Annotated in this window: 16 protein-coding genes and 2 pseudogenes; 14 read left to right on the top strand and 4 right to left on the bottom strand. The window is 56.0% G+C overall.

Going from position 1 to position 19529, the window contains the following annotated elements; translation table 11 throughout:
- The first annotated feature begins 120 nt into the window (after positions 1-120).
- The 4 genes from H6650_14165 (at position 121) to H6650_14150 (ending at position 5411) form a co-directional block, all read left to right on the top strand.
- Entirely contained in the window at positions 121-1362 is a 1242-nt protein-coding gene (locus H6650_14165; GenBank protein ID MCB8953147.1) for an amidohydrolase family protein, read from the top strand.
- A gap of 3 nt (positions 1363-1365) precedes the next feature.
- Positions 1366-1863 carry a YfcE family phosphodiesterase gene (locus H6650_14160; protein MCB8953146.1) on the top strand — a complete coding sequence of 166 codons (498 nt, stop codon included), beginning with the start codon at positions 1366-1368 and terminating at the stop codon, positions 1861-1863.
- Positions 1864-2966: 1103 nt separating this feature from the next.
- Positions 2967-3539, top strand: coding sequence for an NUDIX domain-containing protein (locus tag H6650_14155; GenBank protein ID MCB8953145.1), 573 nt, complete (start codon positions 2967-2969; stop codon positions 3537-3539).
- Positions 3540-3557: 18 nt separating this feature from the next.
- Entirely contained in the window at positions 3558-5411 is a 1854-nt protein-coding gene (locus tag H6650_14150; GenBank protein MCB8953144.1) for an SUMF1/EgtB/PvdO family nonheme iron enzyme, read from the top strand.
- A gap of 5 nt (positions 5412-5416) precedes the next feature.
- On the opposite strand, the gene H6650_14145 is transcribed toward H6650_14150, so the two are convergent.
- Genes H6650_14145 through H6650_14135 form a run of 3 tightly spaced genes read right to left on the bottom strand, consistent with a single transcriptional unit; the run spans position 5417 to position 7736 of the window.
- A complete protein-coding gene (locus H6650_14145) occupies positions 5417-6052 on the bottom strand; it encodes a histidine phosphatase family protein (GenBank protein MCB8953143.1) in 636 nt (211 codons plus the stop codon).
- 58 nt (positions 6053-6110) lie between these two features.
- Entirely contained in the window at positions 6111-6722 is a 612-nt protein-coding gene (locus H6650_14140) for a CDP-alcohol phosphatidyltransferase family protein (protein ID MCB8953142.1), read from the bottom strand.
- A 15-nt stretch (positions 6723-6737) separates the two neighbouring features.
- Entirely contained in the window at positions 6738-7736 is a 999-nt protein-coding gene (locus H6650_14135) for a ribose-phosphate pyrophosphokinase (GenBank protein ID MCB8953141.1), read from the bottom strand.
- An 85-nt stretch (positions 7737-7821) separates the two neighbouring features.
- On the opposite strand from H6650_14135, the gene H6650_14130 reads away from it, so the two are divergent.
- The gene (locus tag H6650_14130; GenBank protein ID MCB8953140.1) at positions 7822-8988 is read left to right on the top strand and encodes an aminotransferase class V-fold PLP-dependent enzyme; all 1167 of its coding nucleotides are present in this window, start codon (positions 7822-7824) and stop codon (positions 8986-8988) included.
- Positions 8989-9031: 43 nt separating this feature from the next.
- Here the strand turns inward: H6650_14130 and H6650_14125 are convergent, their stop codons facing one another.
- On the bottom strand, positions 9032-9961 hold the full coding sequence (locus tag H6650_14125; GenBank protein ID MCB8953139.1) for a hydroxymethylglutaryl-CoA lyase: 930 nt from the start codon (positions 9959-9961) through the stop codon (positions 9032-9034).
- Between the two features lie 24 nt (positions 9962-9985).
- On the opposite strand from H6650_14125, the gene H6650_14120 reads away from it, so the two are divergent.
- The 9 genes and pseudogenes from H6650_14120 to H6650_14080 all read left to right on the top strand — a co-directional run bounded on the left by H6650_14120 (position 9986) and on the right by H6650_14080 (position 19088).
- Entirely contained in the window at positions 9986-10531 is a 546-nt protein-coding gene (locus tag H6650_14120; protein ID MCB8953138.1) for a DUF1684 domain-containing protein, read from the top strand.
- A gap of 103 nt (positions 10532-10634) precedes the next feature.
- Positions 10635-11033, top strand: coding sequence for a VOC family protein (locus H6650_14115; protein MCB8953137.1), 399 nt, complete (start codon positions 10635-10637; stop codon positions 11031-11033).
- 185 nt (positions 11034-11218) lie between these two features.
- Positions 11219-11602 carry a nuclear transport factor 2 family protein gene (locus H6650_14110; GenBank protein ID MCB8953136.1) on the top strand — a complete coding sequence of 128 codons (384 nt, stop codon included), beginning with the start codon at positions 11219-11221 and terminating at the stop codon, positions 11600-11602.
- 661 nt (positions 11603-12263) lie between these two features.
- A complete protein-coding gene (locus H6650_14105) occupies positions 12264-12977 on the top strand; it encodes a hypothetical protein (protein MCB8953135.1) in 714 nt (237 codons plus the stop codon).
- A gap of 433 nt (positions 12978-13410) precedes the next feature.
- Positions 13411-14973, top strand: a complete 1563-nt coding sequence (locus H6650_14100; protein MCB8953134.1) for a type I restriction-modification system subunit M — start codon at positions 13411-13413, stop codon at positions 14971-14973.
- Positions 14970-15572 (top strand): restriction endonuclease subunit S, encoded by a 603-nt coding sequence (locus H6650_14095; GenBank protein MCB8953133.1) that lies wholly within the window; start codon positions 14970-14972, stop codon positions 15570-15572. The genes H6650_14100 and H6650_14095 overlap by 4 nt, the downstream gene beginning before the upstream one ends.
- Before the next feature lie 161 nt (positions 15573-15733).
- Positions 15734-16003: a hypothetical protein gene (locus H6650_14090; protein ID MCB8953132.1), complete on the top strand. Its 270-nt coding sequence runs from the start codon at positions 15734-15736 to the stop codon at positions 16001-16003.
- A gap of 3 nt (positions 16004-16006) precedes the next feature.
- Positions 16007-16176 (top strand): annotated as a pseudogene (locus H6650_14085) (restriction endonuclease subunit S).
- 8 nt (positions 16177-16184) lie between these two features.
- A pseudogene (locus tag H6650_14080) lies at positions 16185-19088 on the top strand (type I restriction endonuclease subunit R).
- Positions 19089-19529 lie beyond the last annotated feature (441 nt).

The raw sequence follows: 19529 nt of genomic DNA, 5'->3' as shown, positions 1-19529 counted from the left end.
GGTTCGCACAGAATCAACTTTGGATTATGCGGCAAGTAAGAACCCTTTCAGCGCATCCGTCAATTCCTGAGCAAAGCCCTTGTTAACGGCTGCGCCCTATTCAGCCAGGAGGATTCACCCATGACATACATTCTCATTGAAAATGGCGCGTTGATTGATGGTCGCGGCGGCACGCCCATCAACCACGGCGCGGTGTTGATCAAGGATAATCGGATTCAAGCGGTGGGGCCGCGGGCGCAGGTAGACGCGCCATCGTCGGATGTGACCCGGATTGATGCGCGGGGGGGCGCTATTTTACCGGGCCTGATTGACACCCACGTTCATTTTACAATGGAGGGGTTCAATTTGCAGGAGCAGTTGGCAAAACCGTTTTCGCTGCGCTTTTATGAGACAATTGGAAGGATGCGGCGAACGTTGGATGCCGGCATTACCACAGTCCGTGACGCAGGTGGTTCTGATCTCGGCGTCAAGCAAGCCGTCGAGCGCGGCCTCGTCCCCGGTCCGCGCATGCAGATCAGCATCACCGTCCTCACCACCACCGGCGGCCACGGCGACGGCTGGCTCCCCTCCGGCGTGGATTTGGGACTGTTCGGCGGCTACCCGGGCGCGCCCAGCGGACGCTGCGACGGCGTGGAAGAGGTGCGCAAGAAGGTGCGCGAAGTGCTGCGCGCGGGCGCAGACGTGATCAAAGTCTGCGCCACGGGCGGCGTCCTCAGCCCCACCGACCATCCCGAATTCACCCAGTTCTCGCTGGAGGAGTTGGCCGTGATGGTCGAGGAAGGCCAGTACCGGCGGGGCATCAAGGTGATGGCACACGCGCAGGGGACGGAAGGGATTATGAATGCGGTACGTGCCGGCATTCACTCCATCGAACACGGCATCTACCTCAACGACGAAGTCATCACCCTCATGAAAGAGCACGGCACATTCCTCGTCCCCACCCTGCTGGCCCCCCTGGCCGTGCTGGAAGCCGCCGAAGGCAGCGGCAACATGCCCGAATGGGGCATCCGCAAAGCGCGCGAAGTCATCGAAATCCACAGCGCCAGCATCGCCGCCGCCTACCAGGCAGGCGTCAAAATCGCCATGGGCACCGATGCCGGCGTCATGGCGCACGGAACCAATTTGCGCGAACTCGGCCTCATGTGCGGCATCGGCATGAGTCCCATGGAAGCCATCGTCGCCACCACCAAAACCGCCGCCGAATGCCTCGGCTGGCAAGACCAGATCGGCACGCTGCAAGCAGGCAAACTGGCGGACGTCATCATCACCCGCGCCAACCCGCTGGAAAATATCCGCTCCCTGGAAGACGCGAACAACATTCGCGTCGTCATCAAAGATGGGAAAGTGGTTAAGGACGGTTGATATATGAGTAAAATCGCCATCATGTCCGACACGCATGACAACATCGCCGGCTTGCAAAAGGCGCTGGCGAGCATCCGCGAGAGCGGCGCGGAGATGCTGCTGCACTGCGGCGATCTGTGCGCTCCATTTATGATCAAGCACCTGGCGGAGGGCTTTCCCGGCCCCATTCAGATCGTTTTTGGCAACAACGATGGAGATGGACGATTGCTACACACGGTTGCCTCGCAATACGCCCATGTCACCCTCAACGGCATCTACACCGAAATCTCCTTTGCCGGGCGCCATATCGCCATGATCCACTACCCGGAACCCGCCCGCCGCATCGCCCAATCCGGCCAGTTCGACCTGGTCTGCTATGGGCACAATCACCTGCAAAACTGGGAGCAGGTGGGCGATTGCTTCCTGGTGAATCCCGGCGAAATCCTGGGCATGTACGGCGCGCCCAGTTGGGGCCTCTACGACTGCGCCACGCACAAATTCATGTTCCATAGCAACGCCTAATCCAGACTGGACCAATTTGCTCTGGTTAAATCCTGTTAATGTCTACAAAATTGGTCCAATCTCTCGGAGACGTGAATAGTTTCAGGTTCTCCAGAAATTCGCGGGGAGTGGTGGCTTTAGCCGGAATATGTGCGCAAGACCCGGCTAAAGCCTCGACTCCCAAACCATATGGCTAAAGCCTCGACTCCCAAACCATATGCGCAAGACCCGGCTAAAGCCTCGACTCCCAAACCATATGCTAAAGCCTCGACTCCCAAACCATGTGCGCAAGACCCGGCTAAAGCCTCGACTCCCAAACCATATGCGCAAGACCCGGCTAAAGCCTCGACTCCCAAACCATATGGCTGAAGCCTCGACTCCCAAACCATATGGCTAAAGCCTCGACTCCCAAACCCATATGTGGGGCAAAACCCGCGAAATCCGAAAGTGCCCACCTTCCATTGATAAGGGGTGTGTTTCATTTCAGTTGACTGCTGCTTGCTGTAGGACAATTCGCTGAATTGTCCTCCGCCGTGAAGGGACAATTTAGGCAAAGGGTGTGTTTCATTTCAGTTGACTGCTGCTTGCTGTAGGACAATTCGCTGAATTGTCCTCCGCCGTGAAGGGACAATTTAGGCAAAGGGTGTGTTTCATTTCAGTTGACTGCTGCTTGCTGTAGGACAATTCGCTGAATTGTCCTCCGCCGTGAAGGGACAATTTAGGCAAAGGGTGTGTTTCATTTCAGTTGACTGCTGCTTGCTGTAGGACAATTCGCTGAATTGTCCTCCGCCGTGAAGGGACAATTTAGGCAAAGGGTGTGTTTCATTTCAGTTGACTGCTGCTTGCTGTAGGACAATTCGCTGAATTGTCCTCCGCCGTGAAGGGACAATTTAGGCAAATTGTCCTACGGCGCGAGTAGCCTGAGCAATCCATTTGAAACACACCCATTGATAAGGTACGAACCGCGCGCCGGTCTTGCCTTCGGTATACACTCCAGTAAAATACAGTCAGACAGCCACCCATTGACTATTTATTTTCTTGGCTGTATCCCACTTCTTTCGGCGTTGGCCCGGAGCGCCGGAAGCAATACATATGGCCCGAAAAAAAGGCCAGGGCGGAACCTTATGATCGATTCGTTAGCGCAGCTACCTTTGCACCGCAGACGTCATGAGCAGCGCCATCCACTTCCGGGTGTCATCGCCATTATCCGGCGCACGATCAAGGACAAAGGGAATTGCATTTTGCTGATCAAGCGGAATGCGGACCCTTACCTGGGTTTGTGGGCGCTAATTGGGGGGAAATGGGAGTTTGGCGAGACGTTGGAAACAGCCGTCACCCGCGAGGTGCGCGAGGAAACCGGGCTGCATACCACATTCGTGGCCCTGCGGGGCATTGTCAACGAACGCATGGCCGTGGCCTCGCCAGACGCCAAAGCCGGGCACTATCTTCTTTTCGTGTGCGAGGTTATGGCCGCCGATGGCCTGGCCGTGGAACAAGATGAAGGCCAGGTTGCCTGGTTAACACTGGCGCAGATTGAGGCGCTGCACGAGGTGCACCTGGTCATCCCCAACGACTATGAAATGATGCGGATGTTCACGCGGGCCGAATCGCAGCCATTCATTGAGGCGGAAATGCTCTGCGGCAGCGCCAATGACGGGCGGCAGGCGCAGCTTTTGCGCTTCGACGTGATTGATTAAGCGCGTTGTCCTCTTCCTATGCCGCTGCTCCCTGGTGAAATCCTCAATAAGCGTTATCGTATCGTCAGCCTGCTGGCCGAGGGGCCATATGGGGCGGTGTATCGCGCCTGGGACGTGGTGGAGCGGCGAGATTATGCGATCAAGGAGTACCTGGACGCTTCTGTCCAGACGCAGCAGCTTTTCCGCGCCGAAGCCCGCCGCCTCACCGGTCTGAGCCATGCGGGATTGCCGGCATTTCGCGATCACTTCAACCTGGAAACCCACGGCCAATACCTGGTCAGCGACTACATCGACGGCATAGACCTGCAAAGCCTCCTGGACCAATACGGCCCCCTGCCCGAAGACCTGATCATCACCTGGCTGCAAGCCGCCTGCCAACCCCTCGCCTACCTCCACGGCAAAGGCCATCTCCACCTGAACATCAAGCCCGCCAACATTCGCGTCACCCCCGCCGGCGATGTTTTCCTGGTGGACACCGGGCTGCCAGGATTGGGCATCAGCGTTGGCATCAGCAGCTATGCCGCCCCCGAACAGGCCAGCCAGACAGAAACGACCGCGGCCAGCGACATCTACAGCCTGGGCGCCACCCTCTACACATTGCTCACGGGACAGGTTCCCCCGGATGCGCTGCGCCGCCAGAGCGGGTTGGTGACGATGAAGGCGGCGCGCGAGATCAACCCGGATGTTTCCCCCTACCTGTCCATTGTCGCCAGCCGCGCCCTGGACTTGCGCCCCGACGTGCGTTATGAATCGGTGGCGGATTTCGCCGCGGCCCTGGCGCGACCCGGCGGGCGGGCCGCGCCCGTCCCGCCCGATGCGCGGCGCACGCCCGCCAAAGCGGAGACCGCCGTGCCACTGCCACGGCTGCCCAGCCGCACCCGCCGCCAGATCGAACAGCGCACTATCTGGGGGCTGGTGGGGGTGTTCGTGATTGTGCTGCTGGCCGGATTGATTGTGACACGGCTCAATCGGGAGGAGGAATTGACCGGCGGCAGCGTGGCGGCGGCTACGGCAACGACACAGTCGCAAATTGTGGCCGCGCTGACGGCGCTCTCGCCGACGGAAACGCCGCTGCCGCCACCGACGGAGACGCCGGAACCGACGCCCGCGCCATTGGTGGATGAGAAAACGGGGGCGCGGATGTTGTTTATGCCGGCAGGCGTCTTCCGTCTGGGCAACGATGAGGGGGAGGCCGACCAAAAGCCCTCGCTCATCGTGCGCCTGGACAGCTTCTACATTGACGAAACGGAAGTCACCAATGGGCAATACCAGGCGTGCGTGGCCGCGGAAGCGTGCGCGCCGCCACAGAACAGGGCAGCCACCTACTACAGCAGCTACTACGGCAATCCCGATTACGACAACTACCCCGTGATTTACGTCAACTGGTATCAGGCGGACAACTTTTGCCGCTGGCGCGCGGCGCGATTGCCCACGGAAGCGGAGTGGGAACGCGCCGCCAGTTTTGACCCGGTGGCGCTGGTGAAGTTTCAATATCCGTGGGGAGACACGTTTGATGGGGAGCGGCTGAATTTCTGCGACCGCGGCTGCCCGCGCGACTATCGGGACGAAACGGTGGATGATGGCTACCAGGACACCGCGCCGGTGGGCAGCTACCCGGAGGGGCGCTCGCCCATTGGCGCGTTGGACATGGCGGGCAACGTGATGGAGTGGGTAAACGACTGGTACGCCTTTGACTATTACGAAGAGGCCACGAACGCCAACCCGTTGGGACCGCCGGAGGGGACGACGAAGGTGCTGCGTGGCGGCTCCTGGCTTGCGCCCGCCGCGGATGTGACCACCATGGGGCGGGGGAATTATGACCCCACGGTGGCCCGCGCTAATCTGGGCTTCCGCTGCGCCCTGACACCGTGATAGACTCAAATGCCGGCAAGATGCTCTTGCCGATTGTGAAAATGGAGCCGCCACGTCTCGCGGTTGGGGTGCGCCACATACTCAAAATGGGAGATACCCGTGTTGCGGTCCCAAATTTCGCAGCGCCGCCACGGACCAATGTTGAAGATGTGGTCGAAGACGGCCTCCACCACCCCGCCGTGGCAGACCGCCACTACGACCTCCTCCCGATGCTCCAACACCAGTTCCTCCACAAACAGGCCAATGCGCGTGCGGAAGTGCATCCACGTTTCCCCATGCGCCACCAGCGGCGTCACGGAGGAAAAGGGGCGCTCGCTGCTCCAATAATCGGCGTATTGCCGGGGCAGGTCGTCGTTGGGCCAGGCGGTGTGATCGTGGCGGTTGTTGCCGATCTCGCGCAAGCGGTCGTCAAAGTAGATGTTGCAGTCGTATGCCTGGGCCACGGCCTCCGCCGTCTCGCGGGCGCGGCTCATGGTGCTGGCGTACAACACATCAATGGCGGGGATGACGGTGGGCATCCAGGCCGCCAGCGCCGTCGCCTGCTGCTGACCGAGATCGGTGAGACCGGTGTCTTTGTTGCCTTCGGTCCACTCTTGTAAATTAACGTAACTTTGTCCGTGTCGAATGAGGTAAAACTGCATGATTACTCCAATACAGAAGACGGACCCTGGCGTGGGTCCGTGATAAATGCGGTTGCGATCAAGTTGGTTGGATGAAGAAGCGGCGGGATTCGATGAGAACGGGGATGCCGCGCAGCAGGTTGACGAGGACGGTGAGGGCGACGCAGATGAGGAGCAGGTTGTGCAGAGGGGGCAGGTACTGGGCGTTGGGGGTGTGCTGCCACCATTCGCGCAAGCCGATGTAGGCGACAATGCCGGCAAACGTCACCACCTTTGTCGTCCCGGAAACCGCACGCATGAACCGGTGCGATACCAGCCAGCGCCCCCAGCGCGTCTGCATCATCTCAAACGGCGTCATCCCGCGCGCCAGGGCAAACCCCCGCACCGCATCCGTAAGAATGCCCCGCGTGACTACAATCAGCGCCACCCACACCGGCACAAGCTGCAAATCGGTGAACGTAATCCAGTACACATTCTCCACCACGCGGTCAATGGCAATGTCCAGCACACTGCCCAGGGCCGACGCCTCGCCGCGCGTGCGCGCAATCGTGCCATCAACGGCGTCAATGAGAATGACGACCCAGACCAAGACGAAAGAGATCACCTTTGCGGGAAGGCCGGGCAGGTAGAGGAGCCAGATTCCGGCCACCAGGAAGCCGAGGCGGCTGAGCGTGAGGAGGTTTGCCAGCATAAGGAGGGGATATTATCACAATTCGTCGCGATCTTTCCAATACTCAAATAAATCACCAATAGATTGGCGCGCATAGTTACGCTGGATGGCTTTGCCAAAGATGGAAGCGACCGACAATATCTTCATGCTGGGTACGCGCTTGGCCGCGGGAATGGCGACGGTGTCCGTGGTGACGATTTCTTTGATCTGCGGGATGGCGGTGAGGCGGGGCAGGGCCGTGCCCATGAACAGCCCATGCGTGCAGATGACGTAAATCTCTTCGACATCACTTTCCAGCAGCAGTTGGCATAGTTCCAGGATGGTGCTGCCGGTGGCGATTTCGTCGTCGTAGATGAGGGCGCGGCGGAAGCCGTGCACCTGTCGCTGGATCAGGCGGCTCATGCGTACTTCCGTATCGGAGAGGCGCGTCTTGTTGGCGGCGGTGCTGCGCAATCCCAGCAAGTCGGCAAAGCGGGTAGCGGATTTGGCCCCGCCCATGTCGGGCGCGACGACGATGGCTTCGTCGCGGGAAAACCGTTTGTCTTCAAAGTAGCGGGCGAAGAGGGGGCGCGCCGTGAGGGGGTCGGCGGGGACGCTGAAGAAGCCATGCACCTGGGGGGAATGTAGCTGCATGGTCATGACGTGGGTGGCGCCGGCGGCGGCGAGGAGGTCGGCAATGAGGCGGGCGGCGATGGAGATGCGGGGGGCGTCTTTTTTGTCGGAGCGGGCGTAGGAGTAGTAGGGGATGATGGCATGCCGCTCGCGTGCGCCGGCGCCGCGGGCGATGTCCAGCATCATGAAGAGTTCCATCAGGTGGTCGCTAACGGGGGGGGTGAGGGATTGGACGATGTAGACGCTGCGCCCGCGCACGGATGCGCCTAGTTGTACTTCCAGGTTGTCGTTGCTAAAACGAGAGAAGTGGGTTTCTTCCAGTTGGATGCCGAGGAAGCCGGTGATGCCGGCAGCTAACTCCGGATTAGACCGCCCGGCAAAGAAACGAACGTCGCTTTGTTGTACCTGTTGTTGTGGTTCCATATTGCTCCACCGATAATCCGCCAATGCGTGCCTATTTTCCCAACGATGAGTACAATTTGACCGTATTTTAACAGATGGAGGCTCTATGTACGATGTCATCGCGCTGCGGAAAGCGGAATTTCCTCACAGCGAAGAAATTGTTTATTTGAACCATGCCGGCATTTCCCCACTCCCCGCCCGCACACACAACAGCACCCAACAAACCCTCGCCAAACTGGCCCGCAACCCCGTCCTCTTCTGGCAGCAAGAGATCACGCCGCTGCTGGTGGACCTGAAAGAACAACTGGCGCGCCTGATCAACGCCCACCACGCCGACGAAATCGTCACCGTCACCTCCACCAGCACCGCCCTCAACCTCGTCGCCCAATCCATCTCCTGGCAGCCGGGCGATAACATTGCCTTTTGCCGCCTGGAGTTCCCCGCCAACGCCTACCCCTGGATGGCCCTGGCGCGGGAGGGCGTGGAAACGCGCCTGGTCCCACCGGACAACGGCGGCCTGACAGTGGCCGCGCTACGCCCGTTTGTGGACGAACGCACGCGGGTGGTGGCCGTGAGTTCGGTGCAGTTTTTCACCGGGCATCGTTCGGACTTGATGGCGTTGGGGGAATTTTGCCGGCAGCGCGGCATCCTCTTCGTCGTTGACGCCATCCAATCCATCGGACACATCCCCGTGGACGTACAGGCCATGCACATTGACGTTCTCGCCAGCGGCGGGCAAAAGTCCATCCTGGGGCTGCCCGGTACGGGCTTCCTCTACGTGCGCGACACGGTCTGCGAGGGGTTGCGGCCACGCAGCATCCACAGCACGTCCACGGTGGACTACCTGCACTGGTTGCGCTACGACCTGACGCCGCTCCCCGGCGCGGCCCGCTTCGGCACGGGCACATCCAGCCTTGTGGGCATCGTGGCGCTGCACAGCAGCTTGCAACTCCTCATGGAACTGGGCATCCCCCACATTGACGCACACACGCGCGCCCTCAGCGCCGTCGCTATCGCCCGCCTCACCGACCTCGGTTTGCGCGTGATCACCCCGGCGGACAACCCCGGCCCCATCGTCACCTTCGCCAGCGACCGGAATGATGCGGCCACGGATCAGCTTATCGCCGATCTGCAAGCGCGCCAGATTTTTGTGGTGAAGCATCTGGATGATGCCGGCAATCCCCATATCCGCGCTTCCTTCCACTGCTACAACACACATGAGGAAGTGGCGCTTTTCGTGGAGGCGTTGGGGGAGTTGGTGGATAGTGGGTAGTGGGTAGTGGATGGTGGTTGGGGGGCGTCTCCAGTTTTTCCTTTTAGGCGAATGGGGGGACGGGGAGGGTGTCGCAGTTGGCTTCCCACCAGGAGCGAATGCGCCCGCCAATGGGTCGCCCGACCATTTCTTCCGCCTGGTAGACGACTTGCCACAGTTTGTTGAAGTCCACGCCCGTGCCCATACCCATTTTATAGGCCATAAACACGAGGTCTTCGGTTGCTAAATTGCCGGCAGCACCCGGCGCAAACGGACATCCCCCCAATCCCCCCACGCTGGAATCCAGGATACGCACACCCGCGCGAATCGCCGCCCCCGCGTTCGCCAATCCCATCGCCTGCGTATCGTGCAGATGCACCGCCAGCCGGCTCATATCCAACCGCCGCCCCAGCTCCTCCATCATCCACCCCACTTCCAGCGGATGCGCGTGCCCAATCGTGTCCGCGACGGCCAGCTCCGGCGCGCCCATCTCCCACAACTGTTCGGCGAAGGCAATCGTGCGCCGCGGCGAAACCGGCCCCTCAAACGGGCACACCCAGGCCGTAATCAAGTAGACGCGCAGCCAGACGCCATCCTGGCGCGCCCGCTCCAGCAAGCGCCGCCCCACCTGCATCGCCTGCTGGCTGGGCATGCCGCTGTTGCGCCGGCTCATGGTGTCGCTCACGGCCAGGCCAAATGCCATCCGCCGCGACCCGGTGGCATAGGCGCGGTCATACCCCTTTTCATTCAACACCAGACTGACAAACTGGATTGTGTTATCATACTGCGACAGCACGCGGGTCATCACGGCCTCCGCGTCCGCCATTTGCGGCACGAGTTTGGGATGCACAAAGCTGGCGGCTTCGATAGTGTGCAGCCCGGCGTCCACCAGGCCATCAATCAACTTGAGTTTACCTGCCGTGGGGACATGCGCCGCCTCATTTTGCAGCCCGTCGCGCGGCCCAACTTCGTAGATGTGTAGATACTCGCTCATGGGTATAAGTGTACACGCTCTTGCATGACAATAAAACCTGATTTTGGGGAAATTAACCAGTTTCGGCGGCAGGTTGACGATTTTATGCGGAACCACCCGCAATCGCCGCTAGATCACGAACAGAGGCGGGGATTCCGCGGGCTGAGTTATTTTGCGCCGGACGAGGCTTTTGTCTTTGTGGTGGAAGTGCGGCGCTTCCCCGATGATGAGCCGTTGATCCAGATGGAAACGAGCACGGGGGATGTGCGTCTCTACCGGCGGTGGGGAGAGTTCAGTGTCACGGTAGCGGGGGAGAGTGGGTCGTTGACGATCTACAGCGATCCGCAAGGGGAGGATTTCTTTCTCCCGTTCAAGGACGCCACCAACGGCGCGGAGACTTACGGCGCGGGGCGTTACCTGGACAATCACCGCCCCGGCCTGACACGGCTGCATGGGAATATGTGGGAGGTGGATTTCAATTTTGCCTACAATCCGTACTGCGCCTACAGCCCCTACTACAGTTGTCCTCTGCCCCCGCGCGAGAACTGGCTGAAGATTCCGATCCGTGCCGGAGAGAAATCATTCATGTGAGGCGTCGCCAGCAACGGAGACGCTTTCGCCGACAACGTCACCGGCTGAAGCCTCGATGCCGGCATAGGCTGAAGCCGCCACTCTGAATGAAGGAGAATCCCTGATGCCGCTTCAAATTCGTGGAATCCATCATCTCGTCTTAACCGTATCAGATCCGGCCAGGTCAGCGACGTTCTATGAAAGAGTCTTGGGTGTTAAGGCGTTCCCAGGCGATGAGAAGGTAAGATGTATTTCTTGTGAGACTTTCTTGTTGTGCTTTCAACGTCCACCCCAACAAGGTCTGCCGAATGACCGCTTCGACGAGAATCGTTTGGGGCTAGACCATGTTGGGTTTTCAGTAGCGTCACGCCAACAGCTTGAAGATTTGCTTACGGTGTTGCAAGCGTTGGAAGTGCCAACTGCTGGAATAGAATTCGATCCAGACGGAGAAGGCGAGTATGTCTGCTTTCGTGACCCGGATAATATCCAGGTGGAATTCTACGTGGGAGATTATCTCGATTGATAACTGCTAAGGGCGCATCCGTTAACAGATTTGGAATTGACGGACGCGCTGGCAGGGTTCTTGTTGATGGATAGTCCAAAGTTAATTTTGGGCGAACCCTAAGCCAGATTGGACCAGTTTTCAGAGTACGACTGAACAACCGTCAGGCAGCCAGTTGAGCCTCGGCTCAAGGAGTCTTCCCTATCATGAGTCCGATCCGTATGTCAAAACTCGAATCAGCCGTGCGCGCTGTCTTGGCGTTCAACGAAGCGTTCAATCGCCACGATGTGCCCGGTATGATGCAATTAATGAGCGACGATTGTCGTTTCGAGAACACGTATCCCGCTCCCGACGGCACGACGTATGCCGGCAGGCAAGCCGTAACCGATTATTGGCTGGCGTTCTTCCGCGGTTCGCCCCAGGCCCATATCGAAATCGAAGAGATATTTGGCCTGGGCGAGCGGTGCGTCATGCGCTGGCGCTACAGCTGGGCAGACGAATCAGGCGTAACGGGGCACGTCCGGGGCGTTGATGTTTTCCGGGCGATAAAGGGCGTCATCCACGAGAAACTATCCTACGTCAAGGGTTAACGTGGATGGTTGACGAGAAAAAGAAGCGTTGCTCGTTCTCCAGGATAAACGGGCAGAGTGCGTACACGAGAGATGAATGAACCGGCTATTTATCTCACGAGACAACGGACAAGGGCGAGCAAAGAGAAAACCAGGCGACGGGCGGGGGAGAAGGCTTGGTAAACTGGAGCCGTCTCCCGGACTGCTCCAGTTTGATAGTTTTATTAGGGGGGTGCTTGTTGTTGCCGGCATTCTCCGTTATCATTTCACCCATTACGACATCAAGGCGCAACGCGCGCATAGGGCCATAGCCATAAGTGATAAGGAGGAGGACCATAGACCATCAGGATTCATGAAAGACTGGAGAGACTGAAGCAGTCTTGGAGACTGCTCCAGTCTGGCGGAGTACGGCGGGGATCACTATTCCTGCGCGAGGGATCACTATTCCTGCACGAGGGATCACTATTCCCGCACGAGGGATCACTATTCCTGCGCGAGGGATCACTATTCCCGCGCGAGGGATCACTATTCCCGCGCGAGGGATCACTATTCCCGCACGAGGGATCACTATTCCCGCGCGAGGGATCGGTACTCCCGCGCGAGGGATCGGTATTCCTGCACGAAGGATCGGTATTCCCGTTTTCATATCTGACCCACCTATTCATATTTTGGAGACCATACCATGCGGTTAACACAAACTCAATTACAGCGACAAATGGAAATCTTCACCCGCAATGGGCTGACGGCAGAAGCACAGGCCGTTATTGCTTCCGTTGGTTATACGCCAGCGGAACTGACCAACGGTAGCACGCTGTTGCAAACGTGGATCACCGCCCGCGCGGAGACGAAGGTGCAACGGGCGGCGCAAAAACAGGCCACGAATCTGGAGGAGGCGGCGCACAAGGAAGCAAACCAGGAAGCGATTAATTTTGCCGGCACGGTCCGCACCTTCTACACCAATGATGAAGTCGTTCTCACGGCGCTGGGCTTGCAAACTCAGTATGAAACCGTCATTGATCCGGAGACGGGCGAGCCGGTGCAGCAGGCCGTGCGCCCGCCCATGGACACGGCTTCTCTTATTTCCCGCTGGACGTTGATGTTTACAAATGCCGGCACATTGGACCAGGCTGTTCAGGATACCCTGGCCGCCGCTGGCTGGGATAACACCCGCATCGCCGCCGCTCTGGCGCTCGTGCAGGCATATGCCGCCGCCGACACTGCCCAGCAGCAGGCGATCCAGGCATATCAGGCGCAATCCGCCACCGCCAAATCAGCCCAGGATGCCACCGCCACCTGGTATCGTCAGGCCGCCCGCCTGTGTAAGCTGGCTATCCAGCGCGCCGACCCGCCCAACGCCGCCCAACTGCGCGAACTTCTGGGATTTGACCCGCAATAACGCCTGACTGGAACCCCGGACTGGCCCCGGACTGGAGTGGTCTTTGAGACTGCTCCAGTCTGGGAGACTGCGCCAGTCTCCCCCTGTCACCCCTTGCCACACCGCTCTCCCTTGCCCTATAATTCCCCCCACATCAAGCCGCCGCACACTGGCATAAACACCACGTACACCTGGTATCTATCTTACTTTCATAGTAACTGCTAAGCCAGATTGGACCAATCTGGGCAGATGACCTGTATAGTCACAAAAAGACCATGTGAGGGGGAAATCCCTTACATGGTCATGAATAACCATCTCGTGCTAAAATTAGTCTCGCGTGACAATGTTCTAACATGAGCGCAACGATGGCCAGGTGGCCTGCGGGCTGCAAGTGTTGCTGCCCATCCGCCGGCATTTATCCCACCATACAACAATTAACCCATTACAAAACCCTATGACTGAGAATCACAAAAAAGCCCTCGAACGCCAGCTTTGGAACATAGCCGACCAACTACGCGGCAAAATGAATGCCGACGAATTCCGCGACTACTGCTTGGGCTTTATCTTCTACAAATACCTTTCCGAACGGCTGCACCGTTACGCCAACGACATTTTGAGCCAGGACAACGTCAACTTCACCGACCTCGACGAAACCAGCGCAGAGGGGCAAGAGATACTGGCGGCAATTGCAGAAGAGGCTGTGGCCGAACTGGGCTACTTCCTCCGCCCCGCCGAACTCTTTACCACCCTTGCCGCCCGCGCCGGCAAAAATCCCCCTGAATTTATCCTCGACGACCTGACCCAGGTGCTAAACAATATCGAAAGCTCCACCATGGGCACAGAGAGCGAAGACGACTTCGACGAGTTATTTGAAGATTTGGACCTCACATCCAGTAAATTGGGGCGCAGCGAAAAAGACAAAAATGCCCTCATTGCCCGAATTCTGGTGCATTTGGAAGCGATTGACTTTCAACTGGACGACACCGAAAGCGATGTTTTGGGGGATGCTTACGAATACCTGATCGGGCAGTTTGCCAGTGGCGCCGGCAAAAAAGCGGGTGAATTCTACACCCCGCAACAAGTCTCGACCGTGCTGGCGCGCATTGTCACCACCGGCAAAAAACGCCTCAAGTCCGTTTATGATCCCACCTGCGGCTCTGGTTCCTTGTTACTGCGTGTGGCGCGGGAAGTGGAGCAGGTGGGTAACTTTTACGGCCAAGAGATGAACCGCACCACCTACAACCTCGCCCGCATGAATATGATTTTGCACGGGGTGCATTATCGCAAGTTCAACTTACGGCAGGAAGACACGCTGGCACGCCCCCAACATCTGGACATGAGATTTGAAGCCGTGGTCGCCAATCCTCCCTTTTCCGCCAAATGGAGCGCCAACAAGCTCTTTGAATCCGACGACCGCTTTAGCCAGTATGGGCAGTTGGCCCCCCGGTCAAAGGCGGATTTTGCCTTTGTGCAGCACATGCTGTACCACCTGGACGACAATGGCATCATGGCGGTGGTGCTGCCCCATGGGGTGCTGTTTCGCGGGGGGGCCGAGGGGGCGATTCGCCGCTACTTGATTGAAACGCAGAACTGGCTGGATGCCGTCATTGGTTTGCCCGCCAATGTCTTCTATGGCACGAGCATTCCCACCTGCATTTTGGTTTTCAAGAAATGCCGCGAATATCCTGACGATGTGCTTTTTATTGATGCCAGCGCCCACTTTGAGAAGGTATCCAATCAAAACATTCTGCGCCCTGAAGACATAGACAAGATTGTGACCACTTACCGCCAACGCCTGACGGAAGATAAATACAGCTACGCCGCTCCCTTGAGTGAGATAGCCGAAAATGATTACAACCTCAACATCCCCCGCTATGTGGATACCTTTGAGCCGGAACCGCCCGTTGATTTGACAGCGGTGGTAACAGAACTCAAACAGCTTGATACGGATATGCTAACTATCGATAACACCATTCGTAGCTTTTGCGCCGAACTGGGAATTGAGGCCCCTGTATGAGCTTTCAAGCAACTTCTAAGTCTGTCCCACAGTTGCGATTTTCCGAGTTTAACTATGAATGGGAAGGAAAATTGCTGGGCAAGATTGCCAAGTTATCAAAAGGTAAGGGTATTTCAAAGGCTGATATTGAACTTGATGGGAAACATCCATGTATTCGCTATGGGGAATTGTACACTAGTTATGGAACGGTCATTGACAATATCCTATCCTTTACCAATGTAGAACATGCAGATTTGATTTTGAGTGAAGGCGGTGAAGTAATCATCCCCTCCTCTGGTGAAACTGCTTTGGATATTGCAACGGCATCAGTAGTCAAACTAGCAGGGATAGCACTTGGCGGTGACTTGAACATTATCAAGGCAAATGTCGAAGGTGATTTTCTTGCTTATTATTTGATTTACAAGAAAAGAATACCAATTGCACGGCTTGCACAAGGTATCTCGGTCATTCACTTGTATTCTTCACAATTATCAAAATTAAAACTACATATCCCGAAAATTGAGGAACAAAGAAAGATAGCGGCGTTTTTGGGGGCGGTGGAGGAGAAGTTGGGGGCGTTGCGGCGCAAGCGGAACTGCTGGAGGTATAAGCGGGGGTGATGCAAAAGGTTTTTCGCAGGAGGTGCGGTTTCGGGATAATGCCGGCAATCCCTTCCCCAATTGGGAAAAGATGGAAGTTTCCAACATTATGACAGAAAGCCGAATAATAGGAACAACGGGTGACAAGGCAAAAAAGATAACAGTGAAATTATGGAAACGGCGTGTTTGAAAAAGAAGATAAAGGTCAAGGTAGTAAGAACACACAATATTATAAAAGAAAAGCAGGTCAATTTATTTATAGCAAACTCGATTTTCTAAATTGTGCGTTTGGTATCATCCCCGAATATCTTGATGGCTTTCAAAGCACACTAGATTTACCTTGTTTTGATATTGCGCCACAAGTAAACCAAAACATTTATTTTAGAATATATCAAACAACGTTCGTTCTACATTCAATATGGTGCGAAAGCGGATGGAAGTCGAAAAGCTAAAGAATTCATGCTGATACTTTTCTTGGATTTCCCATATTGTTACCACATTTAGAGGAACAACAAAAAATAGCCAACTTTCTCACCGCAATTGATAACAGAATTGCCGCCGTTGACCAACAAATCGAGAAGATAGAAACCTTCAAAAAGGATTACTCCAACAGATGTTTGTCTAGGAACCGCCATGCCCCAAACCGAAGCCGAACTGGAAGCCAGCCTGGTCGAACGCCTCACCACCCTCGGTTATAGCCGCGTCACTATCCGCCATGATGCCGACCTGCGCGCCAACCTCAAACAACAGCTAGAAATCCACAACGCCCCTGCCCTTAACGGCACGCCTCTCAGTGAAGGAATTCGCCAAAATCCTCAACCACCTCCACAAAGGCAACGTCTTCGCCCGCGCCAAACCCTGCGCGACCGCTTCCAACTCGCCCGCGATGACGGCACATCTTGCTACATTCAATTCCTGGACACCGCACAATGGTGTCAAAACCAATACCAGGTCACTCACCAAATCACGGTTGAAGGCAGATACAAGAATCGCTACGATGTCACCCTGCTGATTAACGGCTTGCCCCTGGTCCAAATAGAACTCAAGCGGCGCGGCATGGAGCTCAAAGAAGCCTTCAACCAGATTAACCGCTATCAACGCCATTCCTTTTGGGCGCAAAGTGGGCTATTCAATTACATACAAATCTTTGTCATCTCCAACGGGGTGAACACCAAATACTTTGCCAACAACCGCCGCCAGGACTTCAAACAAACCTTCTATTGGGCCGACGCCGACAACAACAAAATCTCCCAACTGGAAGATTTCGCCGCTCAATTTTTGGAAAAATGCCACCTCTCCAAAATGATTAGCAAATACATTGTGCTGCATGAATCCGACAAAATCCTGATGGTCCTGCGCCCCTATCAGTACCATGCCGCCGAAGCTATCGCCAGGCGGGTGCGGGAAAGCGACAAGAACGGTTATGTCTGGCATACCACCGGTTCCGGCAAAACCCTCACCAGCTTCAAAACCGCCCAACTCCTCACCGCCCTCGACAAAGTATACAAAGTCCTCTTTGTGGTGGATAGGGCCGACCTCGACTATCAAACCACCCGCGAATTCAACTACTTTAGTCCCGGCTCCGTGGACGGCACAGACAACACCAGAGAACTGGTGAAGCAACTGGCAGGCGACAACAAACTCATCGTCACCACCATTCAAAAGCTCAACAATGCCATCAGCTATAATCGCTACGAAAAAGCCGTTGCCAACCTGCGCGATAAGCGCATCGTCCTTATCTTTGACGAATGCCACCGTTCTCAGTTTGGGGATACCCACCAGCGCATCACCCGCTTCTTTACCCGCGCCCAAATGTTTGGCTTTACCGGCACGCCCATCTTTGCCGCTAATGCCGTGCGCAACGTTCACGGCAAGCGCACCACCGCCGACTTGTTTGACCAACGCTTACATCAATATGTCATCACCAACGCCATTGCCGATGACAACGTTCTCCGATTCTCCGTCGAATATTGGGGCAAACTCAAGCGCAAAGATGGCACGCTCATAGATGAGCAAGTCCACGCCATCAACCGCAAAGAATTCTTTGAGAATCCCGAACGTATCGAAAATATCGTTGATTGGGTCATTGCCCACCACGACCGCAAAACCCACCAGCGGCTATTCTCCGCCATCTTCTGTGTCAGCAGCGTCCATGCCCTCATCACCTACTACGAAACATTCCAGCGTAAAAAAGAAGCGGGCGCGCATAATTTGCGTGTGGTCACTGTCTTCACCTACCAGGCCAATGAAGAAGACCTGGAGGCCGATGGCTTGATTGGCGACCCTAATTTCGACATGGCCGGCAATCAAGGCATCGGCGAAGACCCCGCCAAAGTTCACAGTCGGGAAAAGCTGGAACGCTTTGTCGCCGACTACAACGCCATGTACCATACCCAACATTCCATCAAAGATAGCCAGGCGTTTTACACCTATTACAAAGATATTGCCAAGCGCATGAAAGAGCGCGATAGAGCAGACTTTCAGGACAAAGACCGCGCCGACATCTTGCTGGTCGTCAATATGTTCCTCACCGGTTTTGATGCCAAAAAAGTGAACACCCTCTATGTAGATAAAAACCTCAGGCAACATGGGCTGATTCAAGCCTATTCCCGCACCAATCGCACCCTGGGCGAACGCAAGTCACAAGGCAACATCGTTTGTTTCCGCAATCTCAAGCAAAACACAGATGCGGCCATTGCCCTATTCGCCGACCCCAACGCCGAAGAAATTATCTTGCTTGGCCCCCTGGAAGATTACATTGCCCAATTCAATAGACAGGCTCAGGCCCTCACTGGCATCGCCCCCACGCCGCAGGCCGTTGATCAACTCATCAGCGAAGACGACCAACTCAAATTTGTGCACATATTTCGGCAGCTTATCCGCACCCTCAACGTCCTCAACTCCTTCACGGAGTTTGATTGGCAAACCCTCGCCCTCGACCGGCAACGTTTTGAAGATTACAAAAGCAAGTACCTGGACATTTACGACCGCACCCGCAACCGTCCTGATGAGGGAGCCTCTATCATTGATGAAGTTGATTTTGAGTTAGAATTGATTCAACGGGATGAAATCAACGTCGCCTATATTTTGCGGCTGTTAGCCGAACTGCACCAAATCCGACAAGATGCGGAACAGGGTGCAGCGGTCTACGAGGAAAAGAAACAGGCGATTGTGGCCTTGCTCAATCAGGAAACGCAGTTGCGCAGTAAGCGAGAACTGATTGAGCGGTTCATCAACGAGTACATGACCGCCTTCGACGCGGATGTCTCAATAGAGGATGAGTTTGCCAGCTATTGGTCAGCCCAAAAGGAAGCGGCGCTCACCGAGCTATGTGAAGCGGAAAATCTCAACCGTGAGGCCGTTAACACGCTCATTCGTGAATACCACTTCACAGGCAGACAACCCCGCCGCGAAGCTGTCTTCAATGCCCTAAATTTCAAGCCCAAAATCCTGGAACGCAGCCCCATCTATGAGCGCGTCATGGGCAAGCTCATGCAACTGATTCATACGTTTGATGATGGTGTGGGGGATATTTAGGGGGAAATGCCGGCATAAATGACAAATCGAGGAAGAACAGGATGCTCGACGGACACTAACGCGCCGAAAAACAATCGCTAATGGTGCCGGCAAAGCCACGCCATAGCTAAAGCGTTTGGCAGCAGAGTCGCTAGAGTACAGTAATGCTAGAGAGAAACACTCATGATATTTGCTATATTTGTGATTGCTATATTTGTGATTGTTTTAATAACAATTCTCTTTGTAGAAGTCAGGAGGCTAGTAAATCCGAGGTCGGAGTTGCCATCTTTTACTCTTGCACTTGCACAAATCCTCATCCTGATCCTGGTGTTATACATCCTGTTAACTCCCCTCTATTTTGCGCCTATCACACCAACTCCTACATTGGCGGCAAGTGTCATAATGCGAACTACACCAACTATTACGCCGACCCCACAACCTACAACTTCTCCTACTCTCAGA

This window comes from Ardenticatenales bacterium (genome assembly GCA_020634515.1).
Classification (GTDB): domain Bacteria; phylum Chloroflexota; class Anaerolineae; order Promineifilales; family Promineifilaceae; genus JAGVTM01.
Note: the sequence above shows the minus strand (reverse complement) of the source record. Positions and strands in the feature narration are given on the sequence as shown.